Raw genomic sequence first — 12,406 nt, 5'->3', positions numbered from 1 at the left:
CGGGCCACCCCGGCCCGTCCCCGGCAGGAGGGAGTGCCATGTTGACACATGCCTGGGGCATCCTCGCCCACCCGAAGCGCGAGTGGCAGCAGATCAAGGAAGAGCGCGAGACGCTCACCCACCTCTACGAGCACCACGTGCTGCTGCTGGCAGCCATCCCCGTTGTCTGTTCCTACATCGGCACCACCCAGGTCGGGTGGAGTCTCGGTGGGGGCACGACCATCCAACTTGGCTATCTGGACGCGCTGGGCGCCGGGATCGTTTTCTACCTGGTGATCCTGGCGGCGGTCTATGCGGTCGGCAAGGTGATCCGCTACATGGCCAAGCGCTTCACTCGGCCGCCGAGCCAGAGCCAGTGCATCGTGTTCGCCGGCTACGTGGCGACGCCGATGTTCGTCAGCGGCATCGTGGCGGTCTATCCGTTGATCTGGCTGTGCATGCTCGCCGGCGTCATCGGGCTCTGCTATACCGCCTATCTGCTCTATATCGGCATCCCGTCCTTCCTCGGCATCGACAGCGAGGAAGGCTTCATCGTCTCCAGCGTGACCCTCGCCATCGGGGTGCTGGTGCTGGAGGCGCTGCTCGGCATCACCGTGCTGCTGTGGGGCTATGGCGAGCGCATCATCCTGTCGCTGATCGGTGGCTGATCCTGCCAGCCTCGGACATGTCGTGACTCCAGCCAGAAGAAGGAACGAACAGGGCGGCCCGTGGGCCGCCCTGTTCGTTGCCGGTTCCGGCGTTGTCGCCTCGATACCGGGGACAGGCCCCGGACGGACTACTCGTCGGTGGCCTCGATGCGAGTCATGGCCTGGTCGAGGGTTGCCAGCGTGCGGTCGAGGGCGTGCAGCTTGTCGAAGCCGAACAGGCCGATGCGGAAGGTGCGGAAGTCGTCGCCCTCATTGCACATCAGCGGCACGCCGGTGGCCACCTGCAGGCCGCCGGCGGCGAACTTGACGGCCAGGTCCGGGTCGCTGGTGTAGCTCACGATCACGCCGGGGGCCTCGAAACCGGGCGCGGCGACGCTCTGGAAACCATGCTGGGCGAGCAATTCCCGGGCCCGTCGACCGAGTTCGAGCTGCTCGTCCTGGAGTTTCTCCAGGCCATAGTCCTCCGCCTCGGCCACGGCGTCGCGCAGGGTGCGCAGGGCGTCGGTGGGCAGGGTGGCATGATAGGCGTGGCCGCCGTTCTCGTAGGTCTCCATGATCGACAGCCACTTCTTGAGATCGCAGGCGAAGCTCGAGCTCTCGGTCTCCTCGATGATGTCCCGGGCCAGGCGCGACATCATCACCATGGCGCAGCAGGGCGAGCCGCTCCAGCCCTTCTGGGGCGCGCTGATCAGGATGTCGACGCCGGTGTCCTGCATGTCGATCCAGTCGGTGCCGGAGGCGATGCAGTCGAGCACCAGCAGGCCGTTCTGGTCGTGGATGGCCTCGGAGAGCCGACGGATGTACTCGTCGGGCAGCTTGATGCCGGACGAGGTCTCCACGTGGGGTGCGAACACCAGGTCGGGCTGCTGGTCCTGGATCGCCTCGAGCACCTCCTCGATGGGCGGCGGGGTGAACGGCGACGTCGGGTCGTCGTCATCGAGGCGGCGGGCCTTGCGGACATAGAGGTCCGAGGGAATGTTGCCGCGCTCCAGGATCTGGTGCCAGCGATAGCTGAACCAGCCGTTGCGGATGACCAGGCAGCGTCGATCGGTCGCGAACTGGCGGGCGACCGCTTCCATGCCGTAGGTGCCGCTGCCGGGGACGATGACCGTCGAATGCGCACGATAGACCCGCTTCAGTGACGTGGAGATATCGCGCATCACCTGCTGGAAGCACTGCGACATGTGGTTGAGGGAACGATCCGTGTAGACCACCGAGTACTCGAGCAGTCCATCGGGGTCGACATCGGGCAGTAAACCGGCCATTGCTGTCTCCATGTTATGGCACGCTACCTCCAGGCAGGGAGGGCGTCTTGCACGCTAAGAGGATATTCCCTATCCCGGCTTCAGGCCAGGGGAGGGGCGCCGGGCACGATTTCGGCGTCGCTCGCCGCAGGTGATGGCATCGCGGAGCGCTTTGTACCAGAATGGTCGCTGCGCAGGGAAACAATGTTTCCTAACTGGAGAAAGCCTCATGAAGACCTTGCTGATGCCCGTCGCCGCGGCCTGCCTCGTGGCCGCCGCCAACGCTCAGGCCCAGAGCCCGATGACCTATCAGCCGAGCCCCTACGTGGGCGGTGATGCCCTGTTCTGGGAACTCGACCCTGACGGCCCTGCCGGCGATCGCGACAGCACCGGCCTGCGCCTGCGCGCCGGTGTCGCCTTCAACGACTACTTCGCCCTGGAAGGGCATCTGGGGACCGGCGGCTCGGACGGTGGCCTGGAGCTGGATTACCTCGCGGGTGGCTATGCCAAGGGCATGCTGCCGATCACCCCACGCTTCAAGCTCTACGGCCTGCTGGGCGCCACCGAGGTGGAGTTCGACGGCGCGGAGTCCGAGAGCGGCGTGTCCTACGGCGGCGGTGCCAGCTATGCGCTGATGCCGAACCTCTCGCTGGGTGCCGACTACATGCGCTATCTGGACGAATCGCACTACGACTTCGATGCCGTGAGCCTGGGCGCCACCTACCACTTCTGACGACCTGGAGCGGTGCTCCCTGTCCCGACGCTTCCCGCGCACGCCCTCGCCCATGGCGGGGGCGTGATGCGTCATGGCCTGTGTTCCCGAGGCCACACACGGCACGATGAAACCTGATGGCGCGAGCCACTGCCCTATCCTGAGGCGGCCGCCATCTCGTGGTGCAAGCCCGTCGTTAGCTCCGAGCGTCGCGCCACGGGCCGGCCCCGCCACCGCGCTGCCCGCAGCCAGTCTGGCACGTTACCTGCAAGGCCTTGGCGAACGAGGTCACCAAAGGTGCTGCCATGACCGCTTCTTCCTCCCGCCACGGGCTCCCCGGGGCGCGGCTGCTCTTCACCGATCTGGACGGCTCGCTGCTCGATCACGAGACCTATGACTGGTCGCCGGCCGCCGGGTGGCTGGACCGGCTGCGCGAGGACGGCGTGCCGGTGATCCCGGTAACCAGCAAGACTCGTAGCGAGCTGCTGACCCTGCGTCAGACCCTGACCCTCACGAACACGCCCTTCGTGGCCGAGAACGGCGCGGTGGTGGGGCTGCCTGCCGCCTGGTGCCATGCCCGCCTGGAGCGATCGCCGGGCCCCGACGGGCTGGTGATCAGGACGCTGGGCGTCGATATCGGCTTCATTCGCCAGCGTCTCGCCGTGTGGCGGGAGCGCCTGGACGTTCGCTTCACGCCGATGAGCGAGATCCCGCTGGACGATCTGGTCGCCTTCACCGGCCTCGATGAGGCGCAGGCGCGCCTGGCACGGATGCGCGAGGGCAGCGAGCCGCTGATCTGGCACGACGACGGTGATCGCCTCGAGGCCTTCCGCGCAGGACTCGCCGGCGACGGCCTGCGCCTGGTTCGGGGTGGGCGCTTCTGGCACGCCACGGGGGAATCGGACAAGGGGCAGGCGGTGAACTGGCTCACCGAGCGCTACGAGGCTCTGCGCGGCGTGCGCCCTTTGACCCTGGCGCTGGGCGACGGGCCCAACGACATCGCCATGCTCGAGGCGGTGGACCAGGCGGTGGTGATCCGCGGCCGCCACGGGTTGCAGGTATCGCCGCATCAGCCCGCGCTCTACCGCAGCCGGGAAAGCGGCCCGAGCGGCTGGGTCGAGGGGGTGGAGCACTGGTGGGGGCGAGGGGGGCGCCGGCCCGGGCCGGAAATGAGCCAGTCCAGCACCGATAACGATGACACGGGGAGCGTCAGCCCATGAGCGATTTCCACCAGAACGGCATCATCACCGATTTTCACAATCTGACCCGCCGGCCGGTCGAGGCCCTCGAGGACGATCTGGTGCGCTTCGCGGCACAGCGGCCGATGAGCCTGATCCTGCCCTCGCTGTACTCCGAGCTGGAGGGGCCGGCGCTGGCGAATATCGTCGACGAGCTGGCCATGGTGCCCTATCTGGCCGAGATCGTGATCGGCCTCGACCGGGCCGATCGCGACCAGTTCGACCGGGCCCGCGCGTTCTTCTCGCGGCTGCCCCAGCGCCATCGCATCCTGTGGAACGACGGCCCGGGGCTGCGCGCCCTGGACGCCGAGCTGGAAGCACAGGGCCTCGCGCCCCAGCAGCCGGGCAAGGGGCGCAACGTCTGGTACTGCGCCGGCTACGTGCAGGCTTCCGGGCGCAGCGAGGCGGTGGCGCTGCACGACTGCGACATCCTCACCTACGACCGCGGCATGCTGGCGCGGCTGTTCTATCCGGTCGCGCATCCCTACTTCAACTACGAGTTCTGCAAGGGCTACTACCCCCGCATCGCCGACGGGCGGCTCAACGGTCGGGTCTCGCGGCTGATGGTCACGCCGCTGCTGCGCGCGCTCAAGCAGATGTTCGGGCCGCTGCCGTACCTCGAGTACCTGGACTGTTTCCGCTATCCGCTGTCCGGCGAGTTCGCCATGCGCACCGAGGTGCTCGATGGCATCCGCATTCCCGCCGACTGGGGCCTGGAGATCGGCGTGCTTTCCGAGGTCCATCGCCACTACACCACCCGGCGGCTGTGTCAGGTGGATCTCGCCGACAGCTACGATCACAAGCATCAGCCGGTCTCGGAGGAGGACGCCTCCGGCGGGCTCAATCGCATGAGCCTGGATATCGCCAAGGCGCTCTACCGCAAGCTGGCGACCCAGGGGGTGACCTTCAGCGCCGAGGGCTTCCGCACCTTGAAGGCCACCTACTATCGCATGGCGCTGGACCTGATCGAGGCCTACGACCACGACGCGCGGATGAACGGCCTGAGCCTGGACCGCCACAGCGAGGAGCGGGCGGTGGAGCTGTTCGCCACCAACCTGCTCGAGGCCGGCGGCGTCTTCCTCGACAATCCCGGCGAGCGTCCCTTCATTCCCAGCTGGAACCGGGTGCGGGCGGCCATCCCCGACCTGTTGCCGCGCATGGCCGAGGTGGTGGAAGCCGATAACGCCCCGGACTGAGGTCGGTAGCCGGAAGCTTGAAGAGCGGCGCTTCGCGCCTGGAAGCTGGAAGAAGAACCACCCCCATTGGCTTGCCATGGGGGCGGTGTTCTTTGCGCTGTCTGCCAGCTTATGGCTGATGTACCAGCCACAGGGCGCCGTAGGGCGGCAGGCTATGTTCCGCCTGCCAGATCTCGCCGTCGAGCCGGTTCCGCCACACGCCCTTGTTCAGATCCTCCAGCGCCAGCGGCTGGGGGCGGTCGGTGACGTTGTGGATCGCCAGCAGGCGGCGCCCGTCGTCCAGCGGGCCGCGCTCGACGACCAGCAGCGACGCCGGCGTCTCGATCACCCGCTGCGGCACATCCGGGTGGAAGCAGGGCTCGTCGCGGCGGACCTCGAGCAGCCGCGTCAGCGCCGTGAAAGCCTGGTGGGTCGAGGTGTGCGGGCTGTCGAGCAGCCGCTCCAGGGCACCACGGTCCCAGCGGTGGCGATTGATCGAGCGCAGCCGGCCGCTGCGTTCCATGCCTTCGATGTCGTTGAGGGTGCCGGTCAGCGCGTGCAGATACAGCGCCGGGATGCCCTTGAGGCCGAGCATCAGCTGCTGGCTGCACAGGAAACGCGGCATCTGCCAGGGGTCCGCGCCGCGTCTCGTGCCCTTCATGGCGTCGAACCAGGTGATGTTGATCTCGTAGGGCGAGTCCTCGCCATCGTCCTTGGTGCGCATGCTGACGAAGCCGCCGAAGCGGTGCATCAGCTCGAGCAGCGCGTCGACCTCGTGGTGGGGCAGCCAGCCCTCCAGCGGGCGCACGCCGATGCCGTCGTGGCTGGCGGTGAAGTTGAGAAAGCTGCAGCCCGGGGGCAGTGCGGGCAGGCTGCGCAGCCAGGCCGCCAGGGTGCCGGCCTCGCCGCTGGTAAAGGTGTGCAGCAGCAGCGGCGGCAGCGGGAACTGATAGACCAGGTGCGCCTCGTCCGGCGGCGTGCCGTCCTTTTCGAGCCTCTCAAGACCGAAGTAGCTGATGTTCTCGCGGTGCGGCACGTTGGTCTCGGTGAGGATCAGCGTGCCCGGCGCCACGTGATCGGCGATGGCGCGCAGCAGCCGCACGACCTCGTGGGTCTCGGGCAGGTGGATGCAGGAGGTGCCGACCTTCTTCCACAGGTAGGCGATGGCATCCAGGCGGATCACTCGCGCGCCCTGGCAGAGGTAGAACAGCAGGATACCGACGAACTCCAGCAGCACGTCGGGGTTGGCGAAGTTCAGGTCGATCTGATCCTCGGAGAAGGTCGCCCACAGGTGACGGGGCCCGCGGCGGGTCGGCACCTTGACCAGCAGCGGCGAGCTGCGTGGCCGCACCACCGCCGAGAGGTCGGTCTCGGGATCCATCTCGATGAAGTAGTCGCGGCCGGGCTGGTTGCCGCCGAGATAGTCGGCGAACCACAGCGATTCCCGTGAGACGTGGTTGAGCACCAGGTCGACCCCCAGATCGAAGCGACGGGAAAGGCGGCGGACCTGGGGCCAGTCGCCGAGTTTGGGATCGACCTCGCGGTAGTGGATGACCGAGAAGCCATCGTCGCTGCTCCAGGGGAAGAAGGGCAGCAGGTGCACGCCGCTGAAGGTCTCTCCGAGGCGGCCGGCGACGAAGTCGTCGAGGACGTCGAGCGGTGGCTGCTCGCCGTCGACCAGGCTGTCGCCGTAGGCGATCAGCCACTGGTCGCGTTCACTCCACAGCGGACGGGCGGGCGGTGCCTCACCATCCGGGGGCGTCATGGGGGCCTGATGCGCCAGCAGGGTGAACAGCCGGCGCAGCACCTCGTCGGCGCGGGGGCCGTAGAGCATCGTCAGGTGGCGATGGGCGCGCTCATGGAAGGCCTCGGCGCCAAGTGGCGTCGAAAGGGAGGGTGCCGGCATGGCGATCGCCTCTCGTTGGGGGTTTCCTTAAGCATGCAGGCCGCGTGCCAGCTGTCCATGCTGGCGGTGTCGTGCCCGGCGTCATCACCGCTTGAGTCTATAGCGGCTAGAGGCTCTAGGCTGATGCCATGTTTCGATGACGAGCCCCGAGGAGGTCAGGATGGCGCAAGACGCCGCGCAGGAAGCCGAAAAGGGTGCACTCCAGCGACACCAGTGGCGCGTGGAAGGCATGGACTGTCCGAGCTGCGCCGGCAAGATCCGCGGCGCGCTGGAGCGTCTGGATGGCGTGGCTGACGTGAAGGTCTCGGTCATGCAGGGCTCGCTGGCCCTCGATCTGGATACCGGCCGCACGGCGCCCGAGGACGTGGCGTCGCTGGTCGAGCGGTTGGGCTATGGCGTTCGGCGCCAGTCGGCGCAGGACGATGCCGAGGCGCCTTCGGGCGCCGGCTGCTGTGCCGGGCGCGATCATGCCGATCATTTCCGTCGGGGTGATGACGCCTCGCCCCGGCGCTGGCATGCCACCGCCAAGGGGCGGCTGGTGCTGGCCACCGGGGTGGCGCTCGGCGTGGCCACGCTGCTGCGCTTCACCGTCGGAACGGAGGTGGCCCACTGGGCCTTCCTGGCGGCCTGCCTGATCGGACTGGCGCCGGTCGCTCGCCGTGCGGTGAGTGCGGCGCGGGTCGGCATGCCGTTCACCATCGAGATGCTGATGACCCTGGCCGCCGGCGGTGCGCTGATCATCGGCGCCGCCGAGGAGGCGGCCATGGTGGTGCTGCTGTTCGCTATCGGCGAGATCCTCGAGGGCGTGGCCGCGGACCGGGCCCGCTCGGGCATCCGCGCGCTGGCCGATCTGGTGCCACGCGAGGCACGCCTGGAAGTCGCCCCCGGCGAGACGCGCACGGTGGATGTGGCACATCTGGCGGTCGGCCAGGTGGTGGTGGTGCGCCCCGGCGACCGCATCCCCGCCGACGCCACCATCCTCGAGGGCCGCTCGTCGATCGATGAGTCGCCGGTGACCGGCGAGTCGGTGCCGCGGGACCGGGGCGAGGGCGACGAGGTGTTCGCCGGCTCGATCAACCATGACGGCGTGCTGCGGCTGCGCGTGGCCCGGTCGCCCGAGGACAACACCATCGCACGCATCATCCGGCTGGTGGAGGAAGCCCAGGAGGCGCGGGCGCCCACCGAGCGCTTCATCGACCGCTTCAGCCGCGTCTACATGCCGGCGGTGGTCGGCCTGGCGGTGCTGGTCGCGGTGGTGCCGCCGCTGGCGTTGGGCGGCGAATGGGGCGAGTGGACCTATCGCGGCCTGGCGCTGCTGCTGATCGGTTGCCCCTGCGCGCTGGTGATCTCGGTGCCGGCATCGATCGCCTCGTCGCTCTCCAGCGGCGCCCGGCACGGGCTGTTGCTCAAGGGCGGTGCGGTGATCGAAGCCGCCGCCCGCACCGAGGCGGTCGCCTTCGACAAGACCGGCACCCTGACCGAGGGCCGGCCGCGGGTGACCGATGTGGTGCCGGCAAGCGACGCCGTGGCCGCGCAGGACGTGATCGCCCTGGCCGCGGGCCTGGAGCGCGACGCCAGCCATCCGCTGGCGCAGGCGGTGGTCGCCCATGCGGAGGCGCAGCAGGTCGCGGCCTCAAGGGTCAGCGAGGCCCGGGCGGTGCCCGGGCAGGGCGTCGAGGCGCTGATCGAGGGTCGCCGGGCCTTCGTCGGCGCGCCGCGCCACGTGGCCGATCGCGGCACGCTGGCCGAGGCGCTGGCCGCGCGAATCGAGGAACTCGAGGCCGAGGGCAAGACGGTGATCGTGGCGGTCGAGGACGGCGTGGCGCTGGGGGCCATCGCCCTGCGCGACGAGCCGCGGCCCGATGCCGAGGCCGGCGTGCAGGCGCTGTCGGCGCTGGGCGTGCGCTCGGTGATGCTGACCGGCGACAACGATCGCACCGCCGCGGCCATCGCCGGGCGCCTCGGCATCGAGCGTCGCGCCGGGCTTATGCCGGAGGGCAAGGTCGAGGCGATCCGTGAGCTGGCCGGCCATGAGCGGACGATGATGATCGGTGACGGCATCAACGACGCCCCGGCGCTGGCCAGCGCCCAGGTGGGCGTGGCCATGGGCTCGGGGACCGACGTGGCGCTGGAGACCGCCGACGGCGCGCTGCTGCGCAACCGGGTGGGCGACGCGGCGGCGCTGATCCGGCTGGCGCGGGCGACCATGGCCAACATCCGCCAGAACATCGCCATCGCCCTGGGGCTCAAGGGGCTGTTCCTGGTCACCACCGTGCTCGGCATCACCGGGCTGTGGCTGGCGATCCTGGCCGACACCGGCGCCACCGTGCTGGTCACGCTCAACGCCCTGCGGCTGCTGCGCTTCGCGCCGGGCGATCGTGACTCGACGGAAGACGACGCGGCCGTTGCCGCCTCGCCCGCGGCAAACTGAATTAGCCTGGCGGCCTACAAAAACGCCGCGCCGGCTGATTGCCGGCGCGGCGTTCTGCATCAAGGCGTGAGGTCAGACCTCCTTGTACAGCTCGGCGCCCTCTTGGCGGAACTTCTCGGCCTGCTCCTCCATGCCCTTCATCACAGCGTCCTGGTCGCCGTCGAGGCCCTTGTCCTTGGCGTAGTCGCGGACCTCCTGGCTGATCTTCATCGAGCAGAACTTGGGCCCGCACATGGAGCAGAAGTGCGCCACCTTGGCCGAGTCCTTGGGCAGGGTCTCGTCGTGGTATTCCCGGGCGGTGTCCGGGTCGAGGCCCAGGTTGAACTGGTCCTCCCAGCGGAACTCGAAGCGCGCCTTCGACAGGGCATTGTCACGGCGCTGGGCGGCCGGGTGATCCTTCGCGAGATCAGCAGCATGCGCGGCGATCTTGTAGGTGATGATGCCGGTCTTGACGTCGTCCTTGTTGGGCAGGCCCAGGTGCTCCTTGGGCGTCACGTAGCAGAGCATGGCGCAGCCGTACCAGCCGATCATCGCCGCCCCGATGCCGGAGGTGATGTGGTCGTAGCCCGGCGCGATATCGGTGGTCAGCGGCCCGAGGGTGTAGAAGGGCGCCTCGTCGCACTCGCGGAGCTGCTTGTCCATGTTCTCCTTGATCAGGTGCATGGGCACGTGGCCGGGGCCCTCGATCATCACCTGGACGTCGTGCTCCCAGGCGATGCGGGTCAGCTCGCCGAGTGTCTCGAGCTCGGCGAACTGGGCCTCGTCGTTGGCGTCGGCCACCGAGCCCGGGCGCAGGCCGTCGCCCAGCGAGAAGGCGACGTCGTAGCGCTTGCAGATCTCGCAGATCTCCTCGAAGTGCTCGTAGAGGAAGCTCTCGCGGTGGTGGTAGAGGCACCACTTGGCCATGATCGAGCCGCCGCGGGAGACGATGCCGGTGGTGCGTCTGGCGGTGAGCGGCACGTAGCGCAGCAGCACGCCGGCGTGGATGGTGAAGTAGTCGACGCCTTGCTCGGCCTGCTCGATCAGGGTGTCGCGGAACACCTCCCAGGTCAGGTCCTCGGCCACGCCGTTGACCTTCTCCAGCGCCTGGTAGATCGGCACGGTGCCGATCGGCACCGGGGCGTTGCGGATGATCCACTCGCGGGTCTCGTGGATGTTCTCCCCGGTGGACAGGTCCATGATGGTGTCGGCGCCCCAGCGGATGCCCCAGGTCATCTTGTCGACCTCGTCCTCGATGGACGAGGTGACCGCCGAGTTGCCGAGGTTGCCGTTGATCTTCACCAGGAAGTTGCGGCCGATGATCATCGGCTCGGATTCCGGGTGGTTGATGTTGTTGGGGATGATGGCGCGACCCGCGGCCACCTCGTCGCGCACGAACTCAGGCGTGATCTCCTCGGGCAGGCGGGCGCCGAAGGCCTCGCCCGGATGCTGGTGGCCGAGGAGGCGCTCGACCTCCTCGCTGCCCATCGTCTGACGCTTCTGGTTTTCCCGAATGGCGATGAATTCCATCTCGGGGGTGATGATGCCCTGGCGCGCATAGTGCAGCTGGGTGACGTTCTTCCCTTCCTTGGCCCGGCGGGGCGTGCGGGTCAGCTCGAAGCGCAGCGGGGCGAGCATGGGATCGTTGGCGCGGCGGCGGCCGTACTCGGAGGTCGGCCCGTCGAGGAACTCGGTGTCGTCGCGGGCCTCGATCCAGGCGCGGCGCAGCTCGGGCAGGCCGCGGCGCAGGTCGATGGTGGCCTCGGGGTCGGTGTAGGGGCCGGAAGTGTCGTAGACCAGCAGCGGTGGGTTTTCTTCATCTGCGCCGGAGGTGCGGGTCGGCGACAGGCCGATCTCGCGGAAGGGCACGCGGATATCGGGCCGCGAGCCTTCGACGAAGACCTTGCGCGAGCCGGGCAGCGGGGCCACGGCGGCCTCGTCGACGCGGGCGCTCTCGTTGAGGAAATGGGTGGTCTTGCTCATGGTCGTGCTCCCTTGGCTTGAGTGGTTCGTCAGGGAGGACCGTCGGGGAGGACAGGGGCGGCCGGCGCCGAGGCGCCGCCGCGTGTCGCTTGATCCCTACGCTGGTCCTAGCCAGTTCAGGTTCAACGGGATCCATGCTTGGGCGCCTCGCGCCGCATGATCTCAGCCGTCTTCAACGGCACCCCGTCAAGCGTGGTGTGCCCGCTGTGGTGGCGGGCCTTATTGCATCATGTTGTCTGTTTGGTCCGGGCTCGCCGCAGAGCCGGGGAAGGCCGAAGAGGAGGTCCTACGCCAGGGATGGCGTCGGTAGCGTACAGGGAAGTATTCACAGCGCCTCCTCTGAGGCCTTCCCCGGCGATTCCTGTCTCAACGGCCAGCTTGCCGCTAAATCAGTCCGCGCGATCCAGGCCCATCTGCCAGAAGTCGATCTCCAGCCGGGTGGCGTCGCGGAACAGTCGCGCCAGCTGGTCGAAGCGCGCCGGCGTCACCTCACTGAGCCGCGCGTCCAGCCAGGCGATCTCGGCGTGCATCGCCTGCTGGAACTCGTCGCCCCGATACATGGCGATCCAGGCGTCATAGGGGTTGGCGTCGCCGCGCACGGTGAACGGCTGCGCCTCGAGCCAGTTGGCGATCTCGCCGTAGCCCACCAGGCAGGGGGCCAGCGCCACGCGCAGGTCGAGCAGGTCGCCGCGGCTGCCGGCGTCGAGCACGAAGCGGGTGTAGGCCAGGGTGGCGCGGGCCTCGGGCAGCGCCGCCAGGTCGTCTTCGGTGATGCCCCAGTCGCGGCAGAAGCCGCGGTGCAGGTCCAGCTCGACGTCGAGGATGGTCTTCAGGCCGTCGAAGGCCTGGCGCAGCTCGTCCAGGTCGCGGCTCTTGTAGGCGGCCAGGGCGTAGGCGCGGGCGAAGTGGATCAGGAACAGGTAGTCCTGCTGCAGGTAGTGGCGGAAGGCGTCCGCCTCGAGCGTGCCGGCGCCCAGGGCGCGGACGAAGTCGTGCTCGGTGTAGGCGCGCCAGTCGGCCTGGCAGGCGGCGGTGAGATCACTGAAGCGACGGCCCATCTTGCCTCCGATTCCGATGAGAGCGGATGCCGT

The 12,406-nt window shown here is 68.6% G+C and carries 9 protein-coding genes and 1 riboswitch; of the genes, 5 read left to right on the top strand and 4 right to left on the bottom strand.

The window, feature by feature from the left end; genetic code table 11:
- The first annotated feature begins 38 nt into the window (after nucleotides 1-38).
- Nucleotides 39-647 (top strand): Yip1 family protein, encoded by a 609-nt coding sequence (locus UN84_RS12280; RefSeq protein ID WP_081945899.1) that lies wholly within the window; start codon nucleotides 39-41, stop codon nucleotides 645-647.
- 128 nt (nucleotides 648-775) lie between these two features.
- Here UN84_RS12280 and UN84_RS12275 read toward each other — a convergent pair whose 3' ends face one another.
- The gene (locus UN84_RS12275; protein ID WP_035599468.1) at nucleotides 776-1,912 is read right to left on the bottom strand and encodes an aminotransferase class V-fold PLP-dependent enzyme; all 1,137 of its coding nucleotides are present in this window, start codon (nucleotides 1,910-1,912) and stop codon (nucleotides 776-778) included.
- A 208-nt stretch (nucleotides 1,913-2,120) separates the two neighbouring features.
- On the opposite strand from UN84_RS12275, the gene UN84_RS12270 reads away from it, so the two are divergent.
- From UN84_RS12270 to UN84_RS12260, 3 genes are all read left to right on the top strand, one after another.
- The gene (locus UN84_RS12270; protein WP_035599470.1) at nucleotides 2,121-2,624 is read left to right on the top strand and encodes a porin family protein; all 504 of its coding nucleotides are present in this window, start codon (nucleotides 2,121-2,123) and stop codon (nucleotides 2,622-2,624) included.
- A gap of 284 nt (nucleotides 2,625-2,908) precedes the next feature.
- Nucleotides 2,909-3,823, top strand: a complete 915-nt coding sequence (locus UN84_RS12265) for an HAD-IIB family hydrolase (RefSeq protein WP_046079931.1) — start codon at nucleotides 2,909-2,911, stop codon at nucleotides 3,821-3,823.
- Nucleotides 3,820-5,037: a glycosyl transferase gene (locus tag UN84_RS12260; protein ID WP_046079932.1), complete on the top strand. Its 1,218-nt coding sequence runs from the start codon at nucleotides 3,820-3,822 to the stop codon at nucleotides 5,035-5,037. Before UN84_RS12265 ends, UN84_RS12260 begins: the two co-directional genes overlap by 4 nt.
- Before the next feature lie 109 nt (nucleotides 5,038-5,146).
- On the opposite strand, the gene UN84_RS12255 is transcribed toward UN84_RS12260, so the two are convergent.
- The gene (locus tag UN84_RS12255; RefSeq protein WP_046079933.1) at nucleotides 5,147-6,922 is read right to left on the bottom strand and encodes a sugar phosphorylase; all 1,776 of its coding nucleotides are present in this window, start codon (nucleotides 6,920-6,922) and stop codon (nucleotides 5,147-5,149) included.
- Between the two features lie 160 nt (nucleotides 6,923-7,082).
- Here UN84_RS12255 and UN84_RS12250 point away from each other — a divergent pair, with 160 nt between their 5' ends.
- Entirely contained in the window at nucleotides 7,083-9,353 is a 2,271-nt protein-coding gene (locus UN84_RS12250; RefSeq protein WP_046079934.1) for a heavy metal translocating P-type ATPase, read from the top strand.
- A gap of 72 nt (nucleotides 9,354-9,425) precedes the next feature.
- Here the strand turns inward: UN84_RS12250 and thiC are convergent, their stop codons facing one another.
- Nucleotides 9,426-11,315 (bottom strand): phosphomethylpyrimidine synthase ThiC, encoded by a 1,890-nt coding sequence (gene thiC, locus UN84_RS12245; protein WP_046079935.1) that lies wholly within the window; start codon nucleotides 11,313-11,315, stop codon nucleotides 9,426-9,428.
- Nucleotides 11,316-11,391: 76 nt separating this feature from the next.
- Nucleotides 11,392-11,511, bottom strand: a riboswitch (TPP riboswitch).
- A gap of 193 nt (nucleotides 11,512-11,704) precedes the next feature.
- A complete protein-coding gene (tenA, locus tag UN84_RS12240) occupies nucleotides 11,705-12,373 on the bottom strand; it encodes a thiaminase II (protein WP_046079936.1) in 669 nt (222 codons plus the stop codon).
- Nucleotides 12,374-12,406: the final 33 nt, after the last annotated feature.

This window comes from Halomonas sp. HG01, from assembly GCF_000968715.2.
Lineage (GTDB): Bacteria > Pseudomonadota > Gammaproteobacteria > Pseudomonadales > Halomonadaceae > Halomonas > Halomonas halophila.
This window is presented reverse-complemented; position numbering and strand designations above follow the sequence as displayed.

Coding starts and splice junctions, on each gene's coding strand:
- tenA (WP_046079936.1), bottom strand. CDS start 12,373: ATGGGCCGTCGCTTCAGTGATCTCACCGCCGCCTGCCAGGCCGACTGG.
- UN84_RS12275 (WP_035599468.1), bottom strand. CDS start 1,912: ATGGCCGGTTTACTGCCCGATGTCGACCCCGATGGACTGCTCGAGTAC.
- UN84_RS12280 (WP_081945899.1), top strand. CDS start 39: ATGTTGACACATGCCTGGGGCATCCTCGCCCACCCGAAGCGCGAGTGG.
- UN84_RS12260 (WP_046079932.1), top strand. CDS start 3,820: ATGAGCGATTTCCACCAGAACGGCATCATCACCGATTTTCACAATCTG.
- UN84_RS12270 (WP_035599470.1), top strand. CDS start 2,121: ATGAAGACCTTGCTGATGCCCGTCGCCGCGGCCTGCCTCGTGGCCGCC.
- thiC (WP_046079935.1), bottom strand. CDS start 11,315: ATGAGCAAGACCACCCATTTCCTCAACGAGAGCGCCCGCGTCGACGAG.
- UN84_RS12265 (WP_046079931.1), top strand. CDS start 2,909: ATGACCGCTTCTTCCTCCCGCCACGGGCTCCCCGGGGCGCGGCTGCTC.
- UN84_RS12255 (WP_046079933.1), bottom strand. CDS start 6,922: ATGCCGGCACCCTCCCTTTCGACGCCACTTGGCGCCGAGGCCTTCCAT.
- UN84_RS12250 (WP_046079934.1), top strand. CDS start 7,083: ATGGCGCAAGACGCCGCGCAGGAAGCCGAAAAGGGTGCACTCCAGCGA.